Source organism: Flavobacterium sp., from assembly GCF_027533505.1.
Taxonomy (GTDB): domain Bacteria; phylum Bacteroidota; class Bacteroidia; order Flavobacteriales; family Flavobacteriaceae; genus Flavobacterium.
Genome location: NZ_JAPZUB010000001.1, coordinates 81,213 through 106,001 on the forward strand (window position 1 = coordinate 81,213; position 24,789 = coordinate 106,001).

The 24,789-nt window shown below is 40.6% G+C and carries 26 protein-coding genes; 21 read left to right on the forward strand and 5 right to left on the reverse strand.

Features of this window, described 5'->3' with window-relative positions:
• Positions 1-3 precede the first annotated feature (3 nt).
• A complete protein-coding gene (locus tag O9316_RS00380; protein ID WP_298346832.1) occupies positions 4-513 on the reverse strand; it encodes an ORF6N domain-containing protein in 510 nt (169 codons plus the stop codon).
• A 40-nt stretch (positions 514-553) separates the two neighbouring features.
• Entirely contained in the window at positions 554-1,864 is a 1,311-nt protein-coding gene (locus O9316_RS00385) for a phenylacetate--CoA ligase family protein (protein WP_298346846.1), read from the reverse strand.
• 145 nt (positions 1,865-2,009) lie between these two features.
• Between O9316_RS00385 and purD the strand changes: the two genes are divergently transcribed.
• Positions 2,010-3,284 (forward strand): phosphoribosylamine--glycine ligase, encoded by a 1,275-nt coding sequence (purD, locus tag O9316_RS00390; RefSeq protein WP_298204059.1) that lies wholly within the window; start codon positions 2,010-2,012, stop codon positions 3,282-3,284.
• Here the strand turns inward: purD and O9316_RS00395 are convergent.
• Entirely contained in the window at positions 3,276-3,515 is a 240-nt protein-coding gene (locus tag O9316_RS00395) for a uracil phosphoribosyltransferase (RefSeq protein WP_298204060.1), read from the reverse strand. The two genes, purD and O9316_RS00395, sit on opposite strands and share 9 nt — an antisense overlap.
• A gap of 49 nt (positions 3,516-3,564) precedes the next feature.
• On the opposite strand from O9316_RS00395, the gene O9316_RS00400 reads away from it, so the two are divergent.
• Positions 3,565-4,494, forward strand: coding sequence for a DUF6427 family protein (locus O9316_RS00400; protein WP_298204061.1), 930 nt, complete (start codon positions 3,565-3,567; stop codon positions 4,492-4,494).
• Here O9316_RS00400 and upp read toward each other — a convergent pair.
• Positions 4,489-5,142, reverse strand: a complete 654-nt coding sequence (gene upp / locus O9316_RS00405) for a uracil phosphoribosyltransferase (protein ID WP_298204062.1) — start codon at positions 5,140-5,142, stop codon at positions 4,489-4,491. The genes O9316_RS00400 and upp overlap by 6 nt on opposite strands.
• 63 nt (positions 5,143-5,205) lie before the next feature.
• Between upp and O9316_RS00410 the strand changes: the two genes are divergently transcribed.
• Complete coding sequence (locus tag O9316_RS00410; RefSeq protein WP_297517886.1) at positions 5,206-5,811, forward strand: DUF4254 domain-containing protein; 606 nt, start codon at positions 5,206-5,208, stop codon at positions 5,809-5,811.
• Positions 5,812-6,849, forward strand: a complete 1,038-nt coding sequence (locus O9316_RS00415; RefSeq protein WP_298346835.1) for a glycosyltransferase family 9 protein — start codon at positions 5,812-5,814, stop codon at positions 6,847-6,849.
• A 27-nt stretch (positions 6,850-6,876) separates the two neighbouring features.
• Here the strand turns inward: O9316_RS00415 and O9316_RS00420 are convergent, their stop codons facing one another.
• Positions 6,877-7,923 carry a ferredoxin--NADP reductase gene (locus O9316_RS00420; protein ID WP_298346838.1) on the reverse strand — a complete coding sequence of 349 codons (1,047 nt, stop codon included), beginning with the start codon at positions 7,921-7,923 and terminating at the stop codon, positions 6,877-6,879.
• 263 nt (positions 7,924-8,186) lie between these two features.
• Between O9316_RS00420 and O9316_RS00425 the strand changes: the two genes are divergently transcribed.
• The 17 genes from O9316_RS00425 to O9316_RS00505 all read left to right on the forward strand — a co-directional run bounded on the left by O9316_RS00425 (position 8,187) and on the right by O9316_RS00505 (position 24,788).
• A complete protein-coding gene (locus O9316_RS00425) occupies positions 8,187-9,656 on the forward strand; it encodes a DUF5687 family protein (protein WP_298346841.1) in 1,470 nt (489 codons plus the stop codon).
• Positions 9,657-9,674: 18 nt separating this feature from the next.
• Positions 9,675-10,373: an ABC transporter ATP-binding protein gene (locus O9316_RS00430; RefSeq protein ID WP_297517875.1), complete on the forward strand. Its 699-nt coding sequence runs from the start codon at positions 9,675-9,677 to the stop codon at positions 10,371-10,373.
• Between the two features lie 164 nt (positions 10,374-10,537).
• A complete protein-coding gene (locus O9316_RS00435) occupies positions 10,538-13,417 on the forward strand; it encodes a gliding motility protein (protein ID WP_298204066.1) in 2,880 nt (959 codons plus the stop codon).
• 1 nt (position 13,418) lies between these two features.
• Entirely contained in the window at positions 13,419-13,823 is a 405-nt protein-coding gene (locus tag O9316_RS00440) for a polymer-forming cytoskeletal protein (RefSeq protein WP_287782896.1), read from the forward strand.
• Positions 13,824-13,839: 16 nt separating this feature from the next.
• A complete protein-coding gene (locus O9316_RS00445; protein ID WP_366941502.1) occupies positions 13,840-14,022 on the forward strand; it encodes an AtpZ/AtpI family protein in 183 nt (60 codons plus the stop codon).
• Positions 14,012-14,446: a hypothetical protein gene (locus O9316_RS00450; RefSeq protein ID WP_298204068.1), complete on the forward strand. Its 435-nt coding sequence runs from the start codon at positions 14,012-14,014 to the stop codon at positions 14,444-14,446. The genes O9316_RS00445 and O9316_RS00450 overlap by 11 nt, the downstream gene beginning before the upstream one ends.
• A 72-nt stretch (positions 14,447-14,518) precedes the next feature.
• The gene (atpB, locus tag O9316_RS00455; protein WP_298204069.1) at positions 14,519-15,694 is read left to right on the forward strand and encodes a F0F1 ATP synthase subunit A; all 1,176 of its coding nucleotides are present in this window, start codon (positions 14,519-14,521) and stop codon (positions 15,692-15,694) included.
• Between the two features lie 33 nt (positions 15,695-15,727).
• Positions 15,728-15,919 carry an ATP synthase F0 subunit C gene (atpE, locus tag O9316_RS00460; protein ID WP_164974874.1) on the forward strand — a complete coding sequence of 64 codons (192 nt, stop codon included), beginning with the start codon at positions 15,728-15,730 and terminating at the stop codon, positions 15,917-15,919.
• Between the two features lie 83 nt (positions 15,920-16,002).
• Positions 16,003-16,503, forward strand: a complete 501-nt coding sequence (locus O9316_RS00465) for a F0F1 ATP synthase subunit B (protein ID WP_298204070.1) — start codon at positions 16,003-16,005, stop codon at positions 16,501-16,503.
• Positions 16,504-16,509: 6 nt separating this feature from the next.
• Entirely contained in the window at positions 16,510-17,037 is a 528-nt protein-coding gene (atpH, locus tag O9316_RS00470) for an ATP synthase F1 subunit delta (protein ID WP_298204071.1), read from the forward strand.
• A 23-nt stretch (positions 17,038-17,060) separates the two neighbouring features.
• Positions 17,061-18,635, forward strand: a complete 1,575-nt coding sequence (atpA, locus tag O9316_RS00475) for a F0F1 ATP synthase subunit alpha (RefSeq protein ID WP_073360327.1) — start codon at positions 17,061-17,063, stop codon at positions 18,633-18,635.
• A 73-nt stretch (positions 18,636-18,708) separates the two neighbouring features.
• Positions 18,709-19,566, forward strand: coding sequence for an ATP synthase F1 subunit gamma (gene atpG / locus O9316_RS00480; protein ID WP_298204072.1), 858 nt, complete (start codon positions 18,709-18,711; stop codon positions 19,564-19,566).
• Positions 19,567-19,657: 91 nt separating this feature from the next.
• Positions 19,658-21,118, forward strand: coding sequence for a polysaccharide biosynthesis C-terminal domain-containing protein (locus tag O9316_RS00485; RefSeq protein ID WP_298204073.1), 1,461 nt, complete (start codon positions 19,658-19,660; stop codon positions 21,116-21,118).
• Between the two features lie 6 nt (positions 21,119-21,124).
• Positions 21,125-21,559 (forward strand): dUTP diphosphatase, encoded by a 435-nt coding sequence (dut, locus tag O9316_RS00490; RefSeq protein WP_298204074.1) that lies wholly within the window; start codon positions 21,125-21,127, stop codon positions 21,557-21,559.
• A gap of 65 nt (positions 21,560-21,624) precedes the next feature.
• Positions 21,625-22,638, forward strand: coding sequence for a sugar phosphate nucleotidyltransferase (locus O9316_RS00495; protein ID WP_298204075.1), 1,014 nt, complete (start codon positions 21,625-21,627; stop codon positions 22,636-22,638).
• 3 nt (positions 22,639-22,641) lie between these two features.
• Positions 22,642-23,988, forward strand: coding sequence for a tetratricopeptide repeat protein (locus tag O9316_RS00500; RefSeq protein ID WP_298204076.1), 1,347 nt, complete (start codon positions 22,642-22,644; stop codon positions 23,986-23,988).
• Positions 23,988-24,788 carry a DUF4292 domain-containing protein gene (locus O9316_RS00505; protein WP_298204077.1) on the forward strand — a complete coding sequence of 267 codons (801 nt, stop codon included), beginning with the start codon at positions 23,988-23,990 and terminating at the stop codon, positions 24,786-24,788. Before O9316_RS00500 ends, O9316_RS00505 begins: the two co-directional genes overlap by 1 nt.
• The last annotated feature ends 1 nt before the right edge of the window (position 24,789 follow it).

Genomic DNA, 24,789 nt, shown 5'->3' on the forward strand with positions numbered 1-24,789 from the left:
AGTCTAATTTTTATATCCAATGGGTTTTCGATTTTCAACCGATTTAGTTTTGCTTAATTCGTTCAAATACGAAAACACTAACGCAATATTTTTATCGTGGTTCTCCACTTTTTGTTCCAATAAATGGATTTTTTCCTGTACTTCGGAATGCTCCATAATCCATTGCCGCATTTGGGTGAACAGTCGCATGATTTGAATGTTCACCGAAATAGCCAGTTCCGAATGAATCACACTCGAAAGCATGAGTATACCATGTTCGGTAAAGGCCATAGGTGCGTGTCGTAATCCCATTTTTAACGATTTGGAAGACGCAAATTGCGACCTCCAATTATGTAATTCATCTTCAGTCAAAACAAACATAAAATCGTCTGGGAATCGCTCTCGATTTCGTTTTACTGCTTCTTTTAACCGTTTTGTTTCAATGCCGTACAATTGGGCCAAATCGCGATCCAAGAGTACTTTTTGGTTTCGGATAACATAAATTTTATCCAAGATGGTTTCGTTTGGGCGCATAGAATTTTGCATAGGCGTTGTATTTAAAAATTATTTTGGTTTATATCATGGAAACAAATTGCTTTAATTTCCCACTTTTGCAGCGAACCAAGGTCTCTTTTCGGGAAAAATGAAACGTCAATCCCGACTCCAAATAGGTTTCAATCGCCTCTTCAATCGCCTTAATTTGTGCCACAGTCAAGGCAATCCGACTCACATATTCGATTTCAAAAGTATCTATTTTGGTTTGTTTTATCACAAATTCTTGCACATTTCCATCGTCTTCAATGATACTTTTGGTCACATAGTAAAAAGTAAGTCCCGGCGATTTTTTCCCACTAGGCAGTACCGCAATATCGTTGGTGCGCCCAATTAATTTTTTAAGAATCGGTTTTTCTGGAGTGCTTTTTTCATCCAAAACCCCAAGGTCACCGATATCATACCGAATAAACGGATGGGCTTTATTGTACAACGAAGTAATCACAACACGACCCTCCTGACCGTTTGGCACTGGATTATCCTGTGCATCCAAAATCTCTACAAACAACGTTTCCACATTTACTTGCCATTCGCCTTCAGGATTTTGAAACGCAATCAAATCCAATTCCGAGGCACCGTATTCATTGATAATCGGAATCCCAAATTGTTTTTCCAAAAGGTTTTTATCTTCGGGAAACAACATTTCAGAGGTCACAACACAACATTTAAGCGTAGGACAAACATCTTTTAAAACGATGTTTTTTTGGTGTAAAAACTTGGCAAACAAGACAATCGAGCTCGTATATCCATTGATGTTGTCAAATTTTTTTCGACGAAAAGTGGCCAAAACTTCCTCGAGTACTTTGTCGGATAAATCAAAAATGGGAAAACGATACCGACCGCTTAAGAAATCCTTCAGCCGTTCTTTCGCATAGCCCATGGTGTCTAATGGAATGCCATAAAACCGCGCTTGATACGAGGTGTTAAAATCAATGCCAAATTGCCCAAACTGCGTAATGATATTGGCCCAAGTGAGGGCATGGGAATATTTATCTTTGGCAAAAATAAACGGGTCGCCACTTGACCCCGAGGTTTTATTAACATACACATTTTTAACGGTGTAACCTTCGGAAAGCCGCTGGGCTAATGGCTGCTGAAAATGTTTTTTGGTCATAATCGGCAATGACGACCAATCAGTACTTTTTTGGGAGGACACCAATTGTTGGTATAACGGATTGTGCCGTATATGATGCGCTACGATTGCTTGTCGCTGTGTTGCCAGATAATCGGCAAATTCTTCAGCGGAAAGATTGCGAATTTCAGCATACTGCCTTTTCGCTTCCTTCATGGGAAAGCCTTGCCATTGCAATGAAAAATCAAACAGTCGAAACACCCGATTCATTTTTTTCAAAAGTAATAAATTCAAGGCACGTCTGTGTGAAACTTTTTAAAAGATTGCCTTTTGCAAACGTCAAAAACACCCTATTTTTGTACCACAACGATTTTCAATTTTTACATTTGAAATAACACAACACCACATGACAATTTTACTTCTTGGATCGGGCGGGAGAGAACATGCTCTGGCTTGGAAAATGCTTCAAAGTTCGCACTGTTCCCAATTATTCGTAGCGCCTGGTAATGCAGGAACGGCCGCGATTGCTACCAATGTTGATGTAAACCCGAATGATTTTCCTGCGGTAAAACAATTTTGTTTGGCACACGAAGTAGGCATGGTCGTGGTTGGTCCCGAAGACCCACTGGTGCATGGGGTCTATGATTTTTTTAAAAATGATTCCCAATTACATACCATTCCGGTGATTGGTCCCTCCAAAGAAGGGGCACAATTGGAAGGTAGTAAAGAATATGCAAAACAGTTTTTAGTTCGACACCATATTCCCACGGCGCGGTATGAAAGTTTTACCCCAGCAACCGTAGAACAAGGCTGTTTATTTTTGGAAACACTCGCTCCGCCCTATGTGTTGAAAGCCGATGGGCTAGCGGCTGGAAAAGGCGTTTTAATTCTTTCGGACTTGGAAGAAGCCAAAACCGAATTACGCAATATGCTCGTGCATGCTAAGTTTGGTGCAGCCAGTGCAAAAGTGGTTATCGAAGAGTTTTTAAGCGGGATTGAATTGAGTTGTTTTGTATTGACCGATGGAAAAAGTTATAAAATACTACCCACCGCCAAAGATTACAAACGTATAGGAGAAGGCGATACGGGGTTGAATACCGGCGGAATGGGAGCTGTTTCTCCAGTGCCTTTTGCCGATGCCGTTTTTATGGAAAAAGTGGAGACGCGCATTGTAAAACCCACGATTGCAGGATTACAAAAAGAAAATATTGAATACAAAGGATTTGTGTTTATCGGATTAATAAAGGTGGGCGACGATCCTTTTGTGATTGAATACAATGTTCGCATGGGCGATCCCGAAACCGAAGTGGTCATGCCTCGATTGCAATCGGACTTAGTGACCTTGTTTAAAGCAGTTGCCGAACAGAAGTTGGACGAAGTTACTCTTGAAATCGATCCGCGAAGCGCTACCACTATAATGGTGGTTTCAGGCGGCTATCCAGAAGACTATGAAAAAGGAAAAACGATCAGCGGTTTGGAACAAGTTACCGATTCAATCGTGTTTCACGCAGGAACAAAACTGCAGGAAGGCCAGGTCGTTTCCCATGGAGGACGTGTATTGGCCGTAACCTCGTATGGGGCAACGTACCAAGAGGCCATAAAAAAATCTTATCAAAATATAGCACAACTACATTTTGATAAGATGTATTATCGAACCGATATCGGTTTTGATTTATTTTAAAAACGAATGCGCCGTGGTATCTTGGTTTTCTTCGTTATTATCTTGATGAATCTGTAATTGTTTACACCAGTAAACTACATAGTATCCACAAATGATGATACCAATCCAATTTAGGAGATTGGCACCCCACCAACCCCAATAGCCTTCTAATTCCAATTGACGTAATGCGTCAAGGGGTAAAAAAAGGAAATCGACAAATAGCGACTGTATAGCTTCAAAAAATGCTTTCATTTTTAAATCAAGTGTTATATTTACAAGCACAAAAGTATAAAATATCCGCATGATAACAACAATTTTTAAGAAATCTACACCCATAAATTATAGCTTGATTGTTTTGGCTACGTTAGGGTTTTATTTTTTATACCAAATCCATGTTGGATTTCTAGGGTTGGGTTGGATCGAATACCTCCAAAAAGGACTTATCCTGTTCTTACTTTTTGCTTCTTTGTTTTTGGTCAATTTTATTGTAAAAAAGAATGTACTGACCAAAGACAGTTCGTATACTTTGTACTTTTTTCTTCTTTTTCTTCTTTTTTTTCCTGAATTGTGGAACAACGTACGGTTGTTGTTGGCTAACTTTTTTGTGCTGTTGGCGTTGCGGCGGTTGATTTCTTTACAAACGCTAAAAGCACCTGAGGAGAAAATATTTGATGCTTGTTTGTGGATTTTTATTGCGAGTTTATTCCAATTTTGGGCGCTGCTTTTCGTGGTCTTGGTGTATGTTTCGATTATTTTTCACGTTTCACGTGATTACCGCAACTGGCTGATTCCATTTGTTGCCTTTTTTATTTTTGGCATCATTGGTATGGCGTGCTCTTTATTTTTTGAATTAGATGCTTTGAGTCAATATCTTGCCCAAGAGAAAGTAGGCTATTCGTTGGATTACTTTTCGGAACAAAATGCGCACATTGCTTTTTCGATGTTTGTTGTGGCTATTATTTTCTTTTTTATTCCTGCAGCATTAACAGTGACCAATCGCCCTTTAAACCTTCAAGCTTCTTACAAGAAATTACTTTTTGCCTTAGTTTTGGGCGGCGTTCTTTTTGCGATTTCTATTCCAAAAAGCAATGATTTATTGGTGTTTATGTTTTTTCCTTTGGCGGTTTCAGCCACGTTGATGATTGAAAACAGCACCAACAAAGTGCAGCAAGAGTTAATTCTTTGGATCACTTTAGCCTGCGGATTGTTTGCCTTTTTTAGTCAGCTATAATTTACTTCCGTAAGCCAAATCCCCCGCGTCGCCCAATCCGGGAATGATATAGTTTTTTTCATTCAATCGCTCGTCCAACGCCGCTACCCATAAATGACATTCTTTGGGCAAATGATCTTCTAAGTAAGCAATTCCTTCGGGAGCCGCGATTACTACGGCGATATGAATTTCTTTCGGTTTTTGCTCCAAATGCAATTGGTTTAATACGGCCACAATGGATTGTCCAGTGGCCAATATGGGGTCAATCAAGATTAAATTTTTGTCTTGAAACGATGGGGCAGCTTGGTATTCGACCAGAATTTCAAACGCATCGTCTTGATTGTAATGATGTCGATACGCCGACACAAATCCGTTTTCAGCTTCATCAAAAAAGTTCATAAATCCTTGATGAAGAGCCAAACCTGCACGCAAAATCGAACATAAAACCACATGATCCGCTAGGGTGGTTGTTTGTTTGAGGCCCAACGGCGTCTGTACCGCTACAGGCTTATAATCTAAGGTTTTACTCAATTCATACGCCATAATTTCACCGATACGTTCGATATTTTTTCGAAAACGCATGCTGTCTTTTTGAATGGAAATATCCCGTATTTGCGCCAAAAAATGATTCAAAATACTGTTTTGTTCGGAGATGTAGTGGATGTGCATGTGCGCGGATTTTGTCTGTCAAAGTAACGGGATAAAAACTATCTTTGCAAAAAAACTACACCGATGTTTGCAGAATTTGCTTTTCCTATTTTTGAACAATGTATTCGTGATTATCATGTGATCAATGACGTATATCAACCGACGTTGAACCCCTATGAAAAGGGAAGTATCGCGTATTTATTGTACGCCAAAAACTGGGTTGATACCGTGCAGTGGCATTATGAAGACATTATTCGGGATCCGCAAATTGACCCTGTTGCGGCTTTGGATTTAAAGCGTAAAATAGACGCTTCCAATCAGGTACGCACGGATATGGTAGAATATATTGACAGTTATTTTCTACAAAAATACAGTGGCGTTACAGTGAAGCCCAATGCCAAAATCAATACCGAGAGTCCTGCGTGGGCCATTGATCGCTTGTCTATTTTGGCTTTGAAAATTTACCACATGCACGAAGAAGCAACGCGACCTGATGCATCCGACGAGCACCGTGCCAAATGCCAGGAAAAACTGAATGTACTTTTGGATCAAAAGAACGATATGTTTACTTCTATAAGTGAGTTGTTGACCGATATTGAAAATGGCGACAAGTACATGAAAGTCTACAAACAGATGAAAATGTATAACGACGAGGATTTGAATCCGGTTTTGTATCAGCAAAAAAAATAATTGGCGCAAAAAACACGACATATTGCGTTTATTCGCCTCTCAGCCATGGGGGATGTTGCGATGGCGGTGCCGGTTATTTTGGCCTTCATGCATCATAATCCTGATGTAAAAATAACGGTCGTTTCCCGTGCTTTTTTTAAACCTATTTTTTTACAGATTCCTCAAATTCATTTTGTTTCGGTTCATACCCGTCATCAACATAAAGGATTGTGGGGCATTTTTCGTTTGTACCGCGAATTGAAAGCGCTTGGCGTAACTGAAATCGCCGACTTTCATAATGTCTTGCGCTCCAAAATACTACGCTTTCTTTTTGCCATACGCGGACACAAAACGGCTTTTACCGACAAAGGACGGTTGGAAAAAAAGCAGTTAACCCGACTTGAGCAAAAAACCATTGCGCCGCTCAAACCGATGACGGTCAGACATATCGAAACGCTTCAAAATTTGGGGTATACCGTTCCTTTTGACACGCTATATCACCTTCCCAAAGAGCAGTTATCTCCTAGTGTTGTGGAGTATACGGGTCGCAAAGAACAATTATGGATAGGCATTGCTCCTTTTGCACAACACTCGTCCAAAGTGTATCCGATGGATTTGCTGCAAGAGGTTGTTGCTGATTTGGCGAAAGGACCCTATCGTATTTTTTTATTGGGTGGCGGTCGTCGCGAGTCAGAGCTTTTGGATGCACTGACTCCTTTGGGACAGAACATAAAGAATATGGCCAATAAAATTTCCTTTGAACACGAGTTGGAACTTATTGCCAACTTAGACCTTATGGTTTCGATGGACAGTGGAAATGCGCATTTGGCTTCATTATATGGTGTAAAAACGATTACTATTTGGGGCGCAACCCATCCCTTTGCGGGATTTGCGCCGTATGGTCAACCGTTGGACTATTGTCTCACCGCCGATCGCTTGCAATATCCATTTTTGCCAACGTCTATTTATGGCAATAAAAAAGTTGTGGGCTATGAGCAAGCAATGCGCACCATAACCCCGCAACAAATTCTTCAAAAAATATACAGTATTGTATCGTAAGAACGTTAGAACGCCTTACCCCCTTCTTTACACATCATCAAAGTCGACATAAATTTCGGGCGTCGTGGGATGTGCCTGGCAAGTTAAAATTAACCCCTCGGCGATTTCACTATCGGTGAGAATAGCATTTTTCTTCATGGTCGCTGCACCGCGGGTGACCCGCGCGAGACAACTGCTGCAAATCCCGCCTTGACAAGAATAGGGCGCGTCAATACCTTGTTTTAAAGCGGCTTCCAAAATGGTTTGTTTTTGGCTCATTTCAAAGGCGGTTTCTTCGCCATCGACTTGGAGTGTAATCGCTGTATGTCCTTCTCCTGTGGGCGCGGCACCACTTTGATTGGAGGATGTAAACAATTCAAATTTAATTGCTTTTTCAGGGATGTTGTGCTCTTTCAAGGTATTGGAAACGGTAGTAATCATTTCCTCGGGGCCACACAAATAGAATTTATCAAATTCTTTTTCCTTGTGCTTGTTGTTCAATACAAAATTGACAACGGATTTATCAATACGGCCAAACAATTCGCTTTCATGGGTTTGACTAAAGACATAGTGCACAAAAAAGCGACCCACATACTGTTGTTGCAGTTCGTGCAATTCGTGGTGAAAAATAGTTTCGGCCACCGATTTATTCCCATAGACCAAGACGAACGTACTTTGGGGTTCGCTTTCCAAAACCGATTTAAGGATGGAGAGCACGGGAGTGATGCCGCTACCGGCAGCAAATCCAGCATAGTTACGTTGCCGATCGGCTTGGGGTTCGAAGGTAAATTTTCCTTCGGGAACGCCCACTTCAAGGACATCACCGGGTCGTAAATTTCGGTTAGCAAAGGAAGAAAAAAGTCCAAATTTAACTGCTTTTACAGCGATGCGCAGTTCTCCGCTTTTGGGCGAGGCACAAATGGAATAGGCGCGACGTATTTCTTGACCGTCTAAGGTGAGTTTTAAGGTTACATATTGCCCCGCTACAAACGTATAAGCCGCTTGTAATTCGGCAGGAATTTGAAAGGCCAACGAAACGGATTGTTCGGTCTCGCGACGCACATCTTTTAGTAAGAGTTTATAAAAAGTAGACATAGCGTTGAAAATTTTGGCAAAGGTACGAAGACTCCTTTAAATGTTTGGGGTTGAAATGGCCGATGTTTGTTGGATGTTATTTGGGGCACAAATTTGCGGTAGGGGGTGCAGTGGAAAGCCCGCAAGCGAAGAATGAGTGCGGACTTGCAGCGGAACACCCGACGGCAATAACAAGACCGATTGTAGTAAACAGTTCATTTGCCGGACCGCCCCGATTGTAACAAAATCATTATCTTGTTCACTAATTGAAAAATTTAAAACCTATGATACGTCGTTTTCTTTCGTTGGAATGGAAATCGTTTGCCCGTTCGGCATCGTTTCAAACCAACCTCGCCTTAAAGATTTTGATGGCTTTGGGGGCGTTGTACTTTATTGTTTGCTTTTCGATTCTTGGATTGGCCGTCTATCCGATATTGAAAGAGCAAGGGTACAATCCGGTGCAAACCATTAATCGCATTATGATTTATTATTTGACGGCCGATTTGTTTATACGGTATTTTATGCAAAAAATGCCCGTGATGAATATTCGGCCGTTGTTGGTGATGCCGCTCAAAAAAAGTACGGTAATTCACTTTTTGTTGGGAAAAACATGGTTTTCGTTTTTCAATATCATTCACGCTTTTTTTCTGCTTCCTTTTACGGTGATGATGCTTTACAAAGGCGAGCCCATTGGGTCGACGTTGGCCTGGTGGTTGGGTATTAGCGCATTGATTTATAGCTGTAATTTTACCAATATTTTACTCAACAACAAGGATGCTGTTTTTTATCCGATGGCGGGATTGGTGTTGTTTTTAGGAGCGTCTCAATACTATGGTTGGTTTGACATTACACTGTACACCTATCCGTGGTTTCAAGCGCTTTTTGACACCCCTGTTGCAGCGCTTGTACCCGTTGTGCTTTTAGCTTTTTTGTATTATGCCACGTACCGTTATTTTGCGGGACACATGCATTTGGACGAGAAGTTGGCTTCGAAAGCTGAAATTGCGCAAACCGAAAATTTATCATGGTTGAATCAGTTTGGCACCTTGGGGACGTTTTTGAAAAATGATATTCGTTTGCTCAAGCGAAACAAGCGTTCCAAAACAACCTTGGTGATGAGCGTGTTGTTTATTGCCTATGGGTTGTTGTTTTATACCAATTCGATTGAGGTCTACCAATCGGCGCCGATGCAAATGTTTGCGGCAATCTTTTGTACAGGGGGATTTTTGTTTGTGTTTGGCCAATTTATTCCGAGTTGGGACAGTGCTTATTATCCGTTGATGATGAGTCAAAACATTCAGTACCGCGATTATTTGATGTCAAAATGGTGGTTGATGGTGTTGGCAACGTTTGTCTCTACGTTGATTGCTTCTTTTTATTTGTATTTCGGCTGGGACGTCTACAAAATGATTATTGTAGGTGCGATTTTCAATATGGGATTCAATTCGCATTTGGTCATGTTGGGCGGTGCGTATGTTAAAACCCCGATAGATTTGACAACGAGCAAACAAGCGTTTGGCAATAAACAAGCCTTCAATGCGAAGACAATGTTGATTTCGTTACCCAAAATGTTGCTTCCTATGGGATTGTATTCGTTGGGTTATTATACCCATTCTTCCGATTTAGGAGTGCTTTTGGTGGCGGGTGCTGGCGTATTGGGATTTGCTTTCCGCGATCGCGTTTTCACGCAAATAGAAAAAATTTACAAAGTAGAAAAGTATGCTACCTTGGCCGCATACAAACAAAAAGCATAACGATAAACTTCCTTCCTCATGATACAAGTACAACAATTAAGCAAGATGTACGCTAATGGCGTCAAAGTTTTAGATATTAACGAATTGGAAATTCCTAAGGGACAGAGTTTTGGATTGGTAGGCAACAATGGTGCAGGGAAAACCACGTTGTTTAGTTTACTGCTCGATTTGATTCAGCCCACAACGGGAAAAGTGATTAACAATGGCGTCGCAGTCAGTTCGAGCGAGGCATGGAAACCGTTTACAGCCGCGTTTTTGGACGAAAGTTTTTTAATCGGTTACTTGACCGCTGAAGAATACTTTTATTTTATTGGGGAACTTCGAGGTCAGAACAAAGCCGATGTCGATGCCTTATTGGCCAAGCATGAAGATTTTTTCAACGGAGAAATTTTGACCAAGAAAAAGTATTTGCGCGATTTGTCGAAAGGGAATCAGAAAAAAGTGGGAATTATTGCGACCTTGATTGGCAATCCAGAGGTGATTATTTTGGACGAGCCCTTTGCGAATTTAGATCCCACTACGGTAAATCGTTTGAAAAAGATTTTAAAAGAGTTGGCTGAAGACCCCAACGTGACCTTGTTGGTATCCAGTCACGATTTAGTGCATACGGTTGAGGTGTGTAATCGCATAGTGGCATTGCATTTGGGTGAGGTGGTCAAAGACATTCAAACCAGCCCCGAGACGTTGCAAGAATTGGAAGCCTTTTTTGCGGTATAACGTTTCTATATCTTCTGAAGTACACCCCAATGGTTTCGGCTGTTGGGGTGCGCTATTTTCAATTTTCCCCCTATTTTTTTTCACTTTCCAAAAAGAAATGTATTTTTACCCGTTAGATATACTAAAAGCGCCAAATTGCAGTTAGTTACATAAACGTTTTTGACTTGAAAAACTCAACCCCAAAATATTTCCTTTTTTTCGGATTCGCAGCCGTACTCGTGGCTTGTTCTACGAAGAAAGATGCCTTTGTCAATCGAAAATTTCACGCGTTAAATACCAAGTATAATATTCTTTACAATGGTGAAGTCGCGATGGACCAAGGCGTTGTGGATTTGCGCAACCAGTACAAAGATAACTTTTGGGAAGTATTGCCTGTAGAGCGTATGCAAGTCACCGAAGAAAAAGCATTGCCGGGCGACACAAAAAACCCCAATTTTGATAGGGCCGAAACCAAAGCGATCAAAGCGATTCAAAAGCATTCGATGAATATCGATGGGGTTGAACGCAATCCTCAAATGGATGAAGCGCATTTAATGTTGGGACAGGCGCGGTATTACGAGCAACGTTTTGTCCCTGCGTTGGAAGCGTTCAACTATGTTTTGTATAAGTATCCGCAAAGCGATAAAATTAATTTGGTTAAAATTTGGCGGGAAAAGACCAATATGCGTTTGGAAAATGACGAATTGGCGGTCAATAATCTTCGCAAATTGTTGAAAGAGATTAAGTTTAAAGACCAAGTTTACGCCGATGCCAACGCTACCCTTGCCCAAGCGTTTATCAACTTGAAAGAAATTGACAGTGCGATTGCCAAGTTGCGTTTGGCTACCGAATATACCAAACTCGACGAAGAAAAGTCTCGTTATCGCTTTATTACCGCGCAATTGTATGAAGATCGCGGACAGAAAGATAGTGCCTTTATCGAGTACCAACGGGTTATCGATATGAATCGCAAAGCAGCCCGTCAGTATGTTATCCAAGCCCATGCCCGACAAGCCCGTCAGTTTAACCCCAAAACAGGCGATACGGTAGCCTTTTTAAAAAAATACAAGGACTTGATGGAAGACCGTGAAAACCGTCCATTTATGGATGTATTGCACCATCAAATGGCCTTGTTTTACGAAAAAGTCAACAAACCTAAACAGGCCAAATTGTCCTACAATGCCTCGCTTAAAGCTAAGCCACAAGATCAGTATTTGGTGGCTTCCAATTACCGAAATTTAGCCGAACTTTATTTTAATGAAGCGAAATATGTGGTGGCGGGTAAATATTTTGACAGTACGTTGACCGTATTGAATCCGCGGACACGGGAATTCCGTTTGATTACCAAAAAACGTGAAAATCTCCAAGACGTTATTAAATTTGAAGGGATTGCGCAACGCAACGACAGCATTCTCAACCTTACAGGGATGTCGTTGGCCGATCGGGAAGCTTTTTTTCAAAAACATATTGAACGTTTGAAAAAAGAGGAAGCAGCTTTGAAACTCATTGCTGAAAAAATAGCTCAGGAAAAAGCAGCCGCTGAAGCAAATGCGAACCAAGGTAAAGACGCTTTGGGCGTTGATAAAATGGGGGGTGGAAAGAAAAATACAATTACCCCTGTGGCATCTTCCAACGAAGTAAGCAATTTCTATTTTTACAATCCAAACACGGTTGAAATTGGAAAAGTTGAATTTGGTAAAAAATGGGGGAAACGAACCTATGGTGAAAATTGGCGTTGGTCTTCAACGGTAAACAAAGGCGCTAACCCCGAAAAAGAGGACGAAAATGCGAATGCAGAAAAAGAAGAGGAGATTAAAACGGTCAATCCGATGCATACGACGGAATTCTACCTCAAACAATTGCCTTCGGATGTAAAAGTGTTGGATTCATTGGCCAAAGAACGAAACTTTGCCTACTACCAATTGGGTGTTATTTATAAAGAAAAATTCAAAGAATACACGCGTTCAGCGAGCAAGTTTGAACAGTTACTCAAAAACAAACCCGAAGAGCGATTGGTCCTACCCAGTTTGTATAACTTGTATAAAGTCTATCAAATTATCGATCCCACCAAAGCAGCGGCCATTAAAAATCGTATTCTCAATGAGTATCCCGATACCCGTTATGCGCAAATCGTTGGTGGAAACACTTCGGCGGCGGCTATAGCTACAACACCCGAGGCCACGTATGATGCGCTTTATCGCGCCTATGATTCGGGTAAGTATAGAGAGGTTTTACCCCAAACCGAACAAGCCATCGAACAGTTTACAGGCGAAGAGTTGGTGCCCAAATACGAGTTGTTGAAAGCCCAATTGTTAGGGAAACTCAAGGGATTGACAGAATATAAAAAGGCACTGAACTATGTAGCTTTGACCTATCCTAATTCGGAAGAAGGGAAGAAAACGGAGTTGTTTATTCAGAAAAAAATTCCTTACTTAGAATCGTTGTCCTTTAATTCAGAGCCCGTTACGTCTTGGAATATTGTATATCCTGTGGCATTTCCAACGACAGCGGCGACGCAAAAGTTGGTGGATAAACTGAAAAAATTTATTCAGGAGCGCACCATTGAAACGATGACTTTATCGGAAGACATTTATATGTTGGATAAAAATTTTGTTGTGCTTCACGGCATTAAAAATTTAGACAACGCCAAGGGAATAGCGCAAGTGTTGAAAGAGTTTAAGGATTACAAAATTGCCGAACCGTATGCCATTATTTCCAACGAGAATTACAAGGTAGTGCAAGTGATGAAGAATTTTGAGGAGTATGTGACGGGCGATTGGTTGAATAAACCTGTTGTGCCTATTCAGCGTACGCTTGAAATTGATAAAGAAATCCCCAAAGTAGTTCCTAAAGGAAAAAATTCAGGTACCGTAACCAAAGAGGAATTGTTTGGCGAAGATCCTGCAGCTCCAGCGGGCGACACCCCAAAAGGTACCCAAGGTTCAAAACCCACCCCAACGGGGAATCCCACAAACCCTGTTCCAACCACTAAATCAAATGCGGCAGAAGACGCACCCATGAATGCGTTACCACCAGCACCAGGCTATAATCCTAACAAGAAGTAATATGTTTGAGAAAAAAACCAAATCGTATACCGATTTATTAGGAAAGACCAACCGAATTGTGGAAGGCACCACCATTCAGGGAAATATTGTTTCTCCGGCCGATTTTCGTTTGGACGGACAGTTAGTAGGGAATTTTGAAACCAAAGGAAAATTAGTCATCGGTCCCGCCGGAAGTGTTCAAGGCGATATTATTTGTAAAAACTGCGATATCGAAGGTCGCGTGGAGGGGAAACTTCAAATTTCAGATTTATTAAGTGTAAAATCGAAGGCCGTTATCAAAGGAGAAGTGGTCTGTGGAAAATTGGCGGTCGAACCTGGTGCTGAGTTTTCGGCTACCTGTGTGATGAAGCCTCAGGTGAAACCCATTTCGCAACCGCATGAGCCTGTCACCGAAAAAACAGCCTAACCGCTGGATAGCGTTATTGAATATTCCCTTACAAATGGGAATGATTATCTTTTTGTTTTCACTATTGGGACAATGGTTAGACAGCAAGTATCCCAATGCCAACCAATGGTATACCAAGGGAGTCACTGTGTTTGGTGTTTTTGTAGCGCTCTACAATGTATACCGTCAAGTTCAAGACATTGATAAACATGATTCGTGAATGCCGTAACGTTTGGGTAAAATCACTGCTTTGTGCGTGTGTTGGCTACGGGATCAATCGCTTGGTTTTTTCCGTTCACGAGCCTTTTTTAATTGCAGCCCATCGCTATTATTGGTCAGTGGAATCCTTATTTTTCATTTTCGCAATTTTATCTTTAGCCATTCTAACTTTTTTGGTAGGCGTAAAACATAAAAACTTCGATCAAGTGGGCATGCTATTTTTGATTGTGACAACGATAAAAATGGCAGTTGCTTTTGGTTTTGGAAAAGAAATTATTTACGGTTTTTCAAGCGCTCAGGAAAAAATTAATTTTTACAGTATTTTTGCATTTTTTCTTGTGTTGGAGACGGTTTTAACCATTCAACTATTGAATAATACGCCTCAAAAGCCCACTTTTAACGAAAAATTCAAAAAAGAACGGTAATCCCATTGTTTTTTTTCTAAAAGATGTACCTTTGCACCAAATTTTGGAAACCTTAAAATTACGTGAATAAAAATGGTGATTTCTAGAAAACCAAGCCACTTCATTGTAGCTGCCCTACTGGCTTTTATGCCCTTATTTTCTTTCGCGAATGACAATCACGGAGCACATACGCAAACCACGGCTTCTCAAGAAGCAACGACTGCTGTGGAGAAAGGACATGAAGAAGGCCATCAAAAGGGACATGGAGAAGGCGATATTCGTAGTGAAATTAAACAACACATTAATCATCACGTTTTAGATTCACATGATTTCACCTTGTTTGCGGATGACAAAACAGGAAAACATTTTGGTTTCCCATTGCCTGTAATTCTGTGGGATGAAGAACTTCACATTTTTTCTTCCTCAGCATTTCATCATGCCGAAAATGGCGTAGTGGCCTCCAAAGGTAAATTTTATGTATTGAGTCATCACGATGGAAAAATCTACCGAACAGATGCTACAGGGACTTTGACAGAAGATGCTAAATCGGGCCACCCTACCAATGTTCGCCCCATTGATTTTTCAATTACCAAAAGTGTTTTGTTTATCATTATTACAGCACTTTTGATGTTCTTTATGTTTACTCGATTGGCAAAATCGTATGCTAAAAACGGAGGAATTCCTAAAGGAATGGTGCGTATATTCGAACCCCTCGTTGTGTTTATTCGCGATGAAATTGCTATTCCTAACATTGGGGAGAAGAATTATAAGAAGTACATGAGTTATTTACTAACCATTTTCTTCTTTATCTTGTTTTTAAATCTTTTTGGATTAACGCCCCTTGGAGTCAATGTAACAGGTAATTTCACCATTACGTTTTCATTGGCGATTTTAACATTTTTGATCACCAATTTAACCGCAAATAAAAATTACTGGGGCCACATTTTTTGGATGCCTGGAGTTCCTTATTTAATGCGTATCGTATTAGCTCCTATCGAGTTGTTAGGAGTGTTTATCAAACCATTCTCTTTGATGATTCGTTTGTATGCCAATATCTTTGCGGGTCACATCGTAATCATGAGTATAATCGGGTTGATGTTCATTTTCAAGAGCTGGATTGGTAGTCCATTATCATTCGGATTGGCTTTTGTACTCTCTATTTTAGAAATTTTAGTTGCCTTTTTACAGGCCTATATATTTACGATGTTGTCGGCACTTTATTTTGGTTCTGCCAATGAGGAGCACCATCATGAGGAGGCGCATCACTAATTACGTATTTGTTTAATTTAATATACAAACATTATGACTATTCCAAACATTGTAGGTGCAGGTTTGATCGTTATCGGTGCCGGATTAGGTATCGGTAAAATCGGTGGATCAGCTATGGAAGCTATTGCGCGTCAGCCCGAAGCTTCAGGTAAAATCCAAACAGCGATGTTGATCGCTGCAGCACTTATTGAAGGTATTGGTTTCGCTGCATTATTTGCTGCTTAATCTAAAAAAACAGCAACAGGTATAACGGTTGGTTGTTCCTGTTGCTTTCCTTACGTCTAACAGAAATTATATACATATATCTCATGGAAAAATTAATAAATCAGTTTGAATTCGGTCTGTTTTTCTGGCAGGTTCTCATTTTTGTGGGTTTAATTCTGTTGTTGAAAAAATTTGCATGGAAACCTATCTTAGATGCGGTGAACGAGCGCGAAGAAGGGATTAAAAATGCATTGCAAGCAGCGGAACAAGCGCGTCAAGAAATGGCCAATTTAAAGTCTGATAATGAGAAATTATTGGCAGATGCCCGTGCTGAACGCGATACATTATTAAAAGAGGCGCGTGAGATCAAAGAAAAAATGATCAACGATGCCAAAGCCGATGCTCAAGCGCAAGGCGAGAAAATGATTGCCCAAGCAAAAGCAGCGATTGAAGGCGAGAAAAATGCAGCTATGGCTGAATTGAAAAGTCAAGTTTCGGCACTTTCTCTAGAAATCGCTGAAAAATTATTGCGTGATGAATTATCCAACAAAGAAGCGCAATCCAAATTGGTAGAAAAAATGTTGGGGGATTCCAAATTAAACTAATAACGTATGTCAAGAGCAGCGATTCGATACGCGAAAGCGATTTTAGATATTGCCACAGCTTCTGGGAAATCCGAAGCGGTAAATGCCGATATGAAATCGATCACGGCCGCTTTAGCGGAAAGCCACGAATTACAAGTGTTTCTATCCAGTCCTGTAGTTCGTTTAGAAGCAAAGAAAAATGCTTTGCTTGAAATTTTCGCTGGCGTTCAACAAGAAACGCAAAGTTTGTTTCAATTGTTGTTCACCAACAAACGTTTTGAAATATTAGGGGCAATTGCCAAACAATACGGTCATTTGTATGATGAAAGTATCGGGGTTGAAATTGCCAAAGTGACCACTGCAATTCCAATGACGGCCGAAATGGAAAAAACCATCAGCACCAAAATTGCCGAAATGTCATCCAAGAAAATTACCCTAGAAAATACCGTAGACCCATCGATTATTGGTGGTTTTATCTTACGCATCGGCGATATGCAATACAATGCTTCTGTTTCCGGTCGTTTAAATGAGTTAAAAAGAGAGTTTAGTAACTAATACATCATTAAAGATATATTACAATGGCAGAAATTAAAGCTGCTGAAATTTCAGCAATCCTTAAAAAACAACTAACCGGTTTTGAATCGGGAGCTTCTTTGGAAGAAGTAGGAACCGTACTCGAAGTAGGAGATGGTATCGCACGCGTTTACGGGTTATCTAATGCACAATACGGAGAGTTAGTGCAGTTTGATAACGGACTTGAAGCGATTGTATTGAACCTTGAGGAAGATAATGTTGGGGTGGTACTTTTAGGGCCCTCTACAGGAATCAAAGAAGGGTCAACCGTAAAACGTACCCAACGTATTGCCTCTTTGAAAGTCGGAGAGGGAATCGTAGGTCGTGTTGTGGATACGCTAGGAAATCCTATCGATGGAAAAGGACCAATCAGCGGTGAGTTGTATGAAATGCCATTGGAACGCAAAGCGCCTGGGGTAATTTTCCGTCAGCCTGTAAACGAACCCCTTCAAACGGGTATCAAAGCGGTTGATGCAATGATTCCAGTAGGACGTGGACAGCGTGAGTTGGTTATCGGTGACCGTCAAACTGGGAAAACAACGGTTTGTATCGATACCATTTTGAACCAGAAAGAATTTTTTGACGCAGGTCAACCCGTATATTGTATCTACGTTGCTGTAGGACAAAAAGCGTCTACTGTAGCAGCTATCGCTAAAACATTAGAAGAAAAAGGAGCCTTGGCTTACACTACCATTGTAGCAGCGAATGCGTCTGACCCTGCACCAATGCAAGTATATGCGCCTATGGCCGGTGCAGCTATCGGAGAGTACTTCCGTGATACGGGACGTCCTGCTTTGATTGTGTATGATGATTTATCAAAGCAAGCGGTGGCTTACCGTGAGGTGTCGTTGTTGTTACGTCGTCCACCAGGACGTGAAGCCTATCCCGGAGACGTTTTCTACTTGCACTCTCGTTTGTTAGAAAGAGCGGCCAAAGTAATCGCTGATGACGATATTGCAAAAAATATGAATGACTTACCGGAATCCTTGAAACCTATCGTTAAAGGAGGCGGTTCATTAACAGCGCTACCAATTATCGAAACCCAAGCGGGTGACGTTTCGGCGTATATCCCTACCAACGTAATTTCGATTACTGACGGTCAGATCTTCTTGGAATCCGATTTGTTCAACTCAGGGGTCCGTCCTGCGATTAACGTAGGTATTTCGGTTTCGCGTGTGGGTGGTAATGCACAAATCAAATCCATGAAAAAAGTAGCGGGTACCTTGAAATTAGACCAAGCTCAATACCGTGAATTGGAAGCGTTTGCAAAATTCGGTTCCGATTTGGATGCGGCTACGTTGAATGTCATTGAAAAAGGAAAACGTAACGTTGAAATTTTGAAGCAATCGGTGAACGATCCGTTTACAGTGGAAGACCAAGTAGCGATTATCTATGCAGGGTCTAAAAATTTGTTGCGTAATGTTCCTGTGAATAAGGTAAAAGAATTCGAAAGAGATTTCTTGGACTATTTGAACAACAAACACCGCGATACCTTAAACGCTTTAAAAGCCGGTAAATTTGACGATACCATCACCGATGTATTGGAAAAAGCCGCTAAAGAAATCGCAGCAAAATACTAATTTAAAGTGAACAGTAACTAGTGATTAGTAAATAGCTAATCACTAGTCACTAATTACTAATTACTCTACAATAATGGCAAACTTAAAGGAAATTCGCAATAGAATCACCTCGGTACAATCCACGATGCAAATTACATCGGCGATGAAAATGGTTTCTGCTGCCAAGTTAAAAAAAGCGCAAGATGCTATTACAGCCATGCGTCCTTATGCCGAGAAGTTAACGGAATTACTTCAAAACCTTAGCGCTACCATTGAAGGAGATTTAGGCGGAAGCTTTACCGAACAACGGGAAGTAAAAAAGGTATTGATAGTAGCCATTACTTCCAATCGTGGATTATGTGGTGCGTTTAACGCCAATGTAGTCAAACAAGTGCGCGCTTTGGAAGAAAGCTATAAAGGTAAAGAAGTAACCCTCTATACCATCGGTAAAAAGTCAGGCGATGCTTTCCGCAAGACCCATACGCTTGCGGGTGAAAACACGGCTATTTTTGATCAACTCACCTTTGAGAACGCCGCTTCCATTGCGCAAGATTTAATGGATAAATTTGCAGCAGGCGAATTTGATAAAATTGAATTGGTTTACAATCAGTTTAAAAATGCAGCCACTCAAATCATTAAAACAGAGCAATTCCTTCCTTTGGCCTCAGGAACTTCAGCACAAACAAGTAGCGCTGACTATATTTTTGAGCCGACCAAAGAAGAAATCGTGTTGACGTTGATTCCGAAATCATTGAAAACACAGTTATACAAAGCGATTCGCGATTCCTTTGCCGCAGAACACGGAGCACGTATGACCGCAATGCATAAAGCTACCGATAATGCTACGGCATTGCGTAATCAATTGAAATTAACGTACAACAAAGCACGTCAGGCAGCGATTACCAACGAAATCTTAGAGATTGTTGGAGGAGCTGAAGCTTTGAAAGGTTAATTATCCCTAGATATACAAAATAAGAGTCGGCTTTGTCGGCTCTTTTTTTTGCATGTATATTATCCTTATTTTTGTTAAAAATTCCCAACCCTTGAGTCTGTACAAGAACCTCTTTAAACAAACTTTGATTTATGGTTTAGCCACGGTTTTGCCACGGTTGATCAGTTTTATCCTCAATCCGATTTATGTAAAATTTCTACCCGACAGAAGTATGATGGGTGAGGTTTCTATTATTTTCTCCTATCTTGTTTTTTTTAATGTGTTTCTTTCCTATGGCATGGAAACTGCTTTTTTCCGATTTTACAATGCACAAGATGACAAGAAAAAGGTAATTTCAACATCTACGATTTCTTTATTTTGGTCCAGTATCGGCTTTCTGGTAATCGGATTATTATTTCGAAATACATTATCCAAATGGTCTGATATTGACGTGGAATACATAACCTATACCCTTTGGATTTTAACTTTAGATGCGCTAACTATTATCCCGTTTTCAAAGTTGCGAGTCGAGAAAAAGCCAATTCAATATGCGGTCATAAAAGTTAGCAACACACTCATTAACTTGGCGCTAACCTTGTTGTTTTTAGGGTTATTTCCGTATTTAGTAAAGCAGGATTCTTCCGTATTTTTTAAGTCCATTTACATTGAAAATTTTCAAATTGGATATATTTTTATCGCCAATTTAATAGCAAGTTTGGCGACTTTTTTGGTGTTGATTCCCAATTATACCCAAATCCGTTGGCAATTTGATTTTGCCCTCTGGAAACAAATGATGCGTTACGGCTATCCCATTCTTTTTGCGGGAATCGCTTTTGCTATCAATGAGCATTTTGATAAAATTTTACTCGATTGGTTTCACGTTCCCTTAGCCGATATCGGTGCCTATTCTGCCTGTTACAAAATCGGAATGTTTATGGTGTTGTTTCGAACGGCTTATTCGTTGGGTATCGAACCCTTCTTTTTCTCCCATGCTGGGAATGAAAATGCGCCGCAAACCTATGCCACCATCACCAAGTATTTTGTGATTTTCGGTTCTTTCATTTCGTTAGCGGTCATCGCATTTATTGATTTGCTCAAACAACCGTTGGTACCCAATGCCGCCTATTGGGATGCGATTAAGGTAGTACCGTTAATAGTATTTGCTAATTTCTTTTTGGGTATTTACACCAATTTATCGGTATGGTATAAATTGATTGATAAAACCTTATTCGGAGCTTATATTTCCTTTGTTGGGGCTTTAGTAACGCTGGCGTTGAATTATTTGTTGATTCCAAAATACAGCTATTACGGATCGGCCTTGGCAACGATAGCGGCCTACGGAAGCATGATGATTATTTCCTACCATTTGGGCAAAAAGAAATACCCCATTCCGTATGATTTTAATCGGATTTTTAGTTACCTCGGACTTTCAATCGGGTTTTCTATTTTGGCATTTTATGTGGATTATATTCGTGATAATTATCCCCTTAAAGTACTTTTATTACTCGTATTTTTGTTCTTTATTTATAGAAGTGAAAAAGAGACGCTTTTGCGTATTCTTCGCCGTAAATAACAAGCTATGCAAATTAAAATTATCAATACCTCCGAGCACGACTTACCTGCGTATGAAACCTTGGCTTCTGCGGGAATGGATTTACGGGCACAATTGTCCGAACCTGTTACACTTCAGCCGTTAGAACGTGCCATCATCAAAACAGGATTATTTATTGAATTGCCCATGGGCTACGAAGCGCAAGTGCGTCCCCGAAGTGGTTTGGCCGCCAAAAAAGGAATCACCGTATTGAATTCACCAGGGACAATCGATGCCGATTACCGCGGTGAGATTGGGGTCATTTTAGTAAATTTATCCCAAGAACCTTTTGTGGTTGAAAACGGGGAACGTATTGCCCAATTGGTGATTGCCAAACACGAACGCGCCGAATGGATTGAGGTCAATGCATTGTCGGAAACCTCACGGGGAGCGGGCGGATTTGGAAGTACTGGAGTTAAATAAAAAAATAGCATAACACTCTTCTAATCGAATTTTTTTCAGATTGGAACCCTAAAACAAAAACAAACATGAAGATTATCGTCCCTATGGCCGGACGCGGATCACGCCTTCGACCACATACCCTTACCGTACCAAAACCCTTAATTCCTATTGCTGGAAAACCTATCGTGCACCGTTTGGTGGAAGATATTGCGCATGTCATCAACCAAAAAATTGACGAGATTGCCTTTATCATCCATAAAGATTTTGGTAAAAAAGTCGAAGAGGACTTGATTGCCATTGCTGAAAAATTAGGTGCCCGCGGGACTATTTGTTATCAAAATGAAGCGTTAGGAACGGCCCATGCGATTTTATGTGCCAAAGAAAGCATGACGGGACCGATTGTTGTGGCCTATGCCGATACCCTTTTCCGTGCGGATTTTTCCTTAGACACGTCGGCTGATGCAGTGATTTGGGTGAAACAAGTAGACGATCCAAGCGCCTTCGGAGTCGTGCAATTAAATGACCAAAACCAAATTGTCGATTTTGTCGAAAAACCCAAGGAATTTGTATCCGATTTAGCCATAATTGGAATATATTATTTTCAGTCGGGAGAAACTTTACGTTCGGAATTGCAATACCTACTCGATAACAACGTTGTAAAAGGCGGTGAATACCAATTGACCGATGCGCTTGAAAACATGAAGCAAAAAGGCATGAAATTTGTTCCTGGTAAAGTTGATGAATGGATGGATTGTGGAAATAAAAATGTGACCGTGGAAACTAATTCACGAATGCTAAACTTTTTGCATCAAGATGGGGTAGAAGCTTTGGTGGCGGCCAATGTAAAATTGGAAAACAGTACCATTATCCCTCCTTGTCATATAGCCGACGATGTGATTTTGGTAAACGCCACAGTAGGACCCAATGTCTCTCTAGGCAAAGGAACGCACGTGGTTAACAGTACCATAAAAAACAGTTTGGTGCAAACCCACGCGCACATCAAAAACGCGCAATTGGACAATGCCATGATTGGTAATCACGCTTCGTTTGATGGTAATTTCAGCAGTATTAGCATCGGCGATTATTCCGTATTAGAATAAACTATGAGACAACGAATTCTTTTTAGTGGATTTTGGACACTTTTGGTTTCCAGCGCGCTTTGGGCACAAGAGCCTGAGGATACCGCGTTGGTCCCCGATGCGTTTCAAAACCATTATTATGAAGCGTTGAAACAAAAAGGAATTGAAAATTACGACAAGGCGCTCGAAGCGTTGAATCAATGTGAAAAAATTCAACCCGACAATGCTGTTGTCTATTTTGAAAAAGGCAAGAACCTCTATTTCATGAAACGCTATCCGGAGGCTTTTGATATGTTTAAAAAAGTCACCGAAATGGATCCCAATAACCGTTGGGCTTGGGCGGGAATGTACGATATTTGTTACGATACCAAAGACTATAACCGCGCCATTGGCATTGTAGAAAAATTGATTGAATTCAAAGCCGATTACTGTGAAGACTTGTGTTCCCTGTATATGCTAACGCAACAATACGACAAAGCCTTGGACTTGATCAACACTTTAAATGCAACGGTTGGGAAATCAGAGAAACGCGAGTTGTATAAAGCACAAATTCTTCAAGACGCCAAATTCCAAGGCCCAGAGAAGAATGACTTGGTTGAAAAAATAAAAAAATTCCCGAAAGATGAAGCCAACTATATCGCCTTGATTTACCTCTATTCGCAAAGTAACCAGGAGGAAAAAGCGCTGGAGGTAGCCCGTCAATTGGAGAAGGAGATTCCCACTTCTGAGTGGGCTCAAGTGAGCTTGTTCAAATACCATTTGAATGCCAATGATGGCGATAAAGCCGTGAAATCAATGGATATCGTTTTGGCTTCGGAAAAAATTGATAAAAAAATCAAACATCGTATTCTTAATGAGTTTTTGATTTTCACTAAAAATAATCCCAACTACGAAACCGCCCTTGATCGTGCCATCGCTTATTTTGATGACGACAAAACCATCTTTGTAGCCAAAGAAATTGGGAAGTTTTATCAAACAAAGAAAAACACACCCAAAGCCATAAAGTACTACGAAATGCATCATCGCGCTCATCAAGACGATATGGAAGGTATTTTACTTTTACTACAAGCGTATACCGACCATTTGCAGTTTGATCAAGTGGGGCGTTTTTCACAAGAGCAGTTGGAACTTTTTCCTACCCAACCCCAGTTGTACTATTTTCGTGGGTTGGCGCTCAATCAGCAACAACAATTTAAAAAAGCAAAAGAAATACTTGAAGCGGGACTCGATTTTATTGTAGACGATATGGTTTTGGAAATCAATTTTACACTACAATTGGGAGAGGCTTGTGCCGGTTTGGGCGATACGAAAAAGAAAAATGAATACTTTGAAAAAGCCAATCAGCTTTTAGAAAAAACCAAAAAACGCTAATGCAACGTTCGATTTTATATCCTATTTATTTTCTCAGCGCGAGTGTGTTGCTCGGATTGACTTCCTGTAAATCCAAAGCAGTGGCTATTGCCGAAAGTGCTGCGGTGACCAATGAGATTCCTGCGATTCAAATCATTGATAAGTACAATGTCAACGCCCTTGATTTTACTACGTTAAACATCAAAGCCTCTGCCAAGTTTGAAGATCCCAACCTTTCCCAAAATGTGATGGCAGAAATTCGGATGAAAAAGAATGAAAAAATCATGGTTATTATTCGTGTGCTTGGAATTACTATGGCCAAAGCCTTGATTACTCCCGAATCGGTGCGCTATTACGACAAAATTGGCAATAAATATTTTGAAGGCGATTATTCTTCGCTCAGCCGTTGGCTGGGCACTGATTTGGACTTTTTCAAAATTCAAAGTTTGTTTTTGGGTAAATCCATTGACGATTTTTCCAAAGGGAAATACAAAGTATCCATCGCCGATAAATGGTACCGTTTGCAAGCGTTAGAAACCGAGGGCATCGACAAATCATTTTATCTTGAAGGCGATAATTATTTGATTAAAAAGCAAGAAATCAACCAGCCTCAATTGGATCGCGCCTTGCAAGTTACCTATCCCGATTACAGCAAAACGAATGAAAAGTTTTTACCCTTGCAAATGCTGTTGGAAGCCCGATTGCAAGAGCAAAAAACCATCATTGATGTAGAATATAAAAACGTCAACTTCAATGAGGAGCTCACGTTTCCGTATCAAGTACCCGAAGGATTTGAACGTATAGAAATTGAAAAGAAGTAAG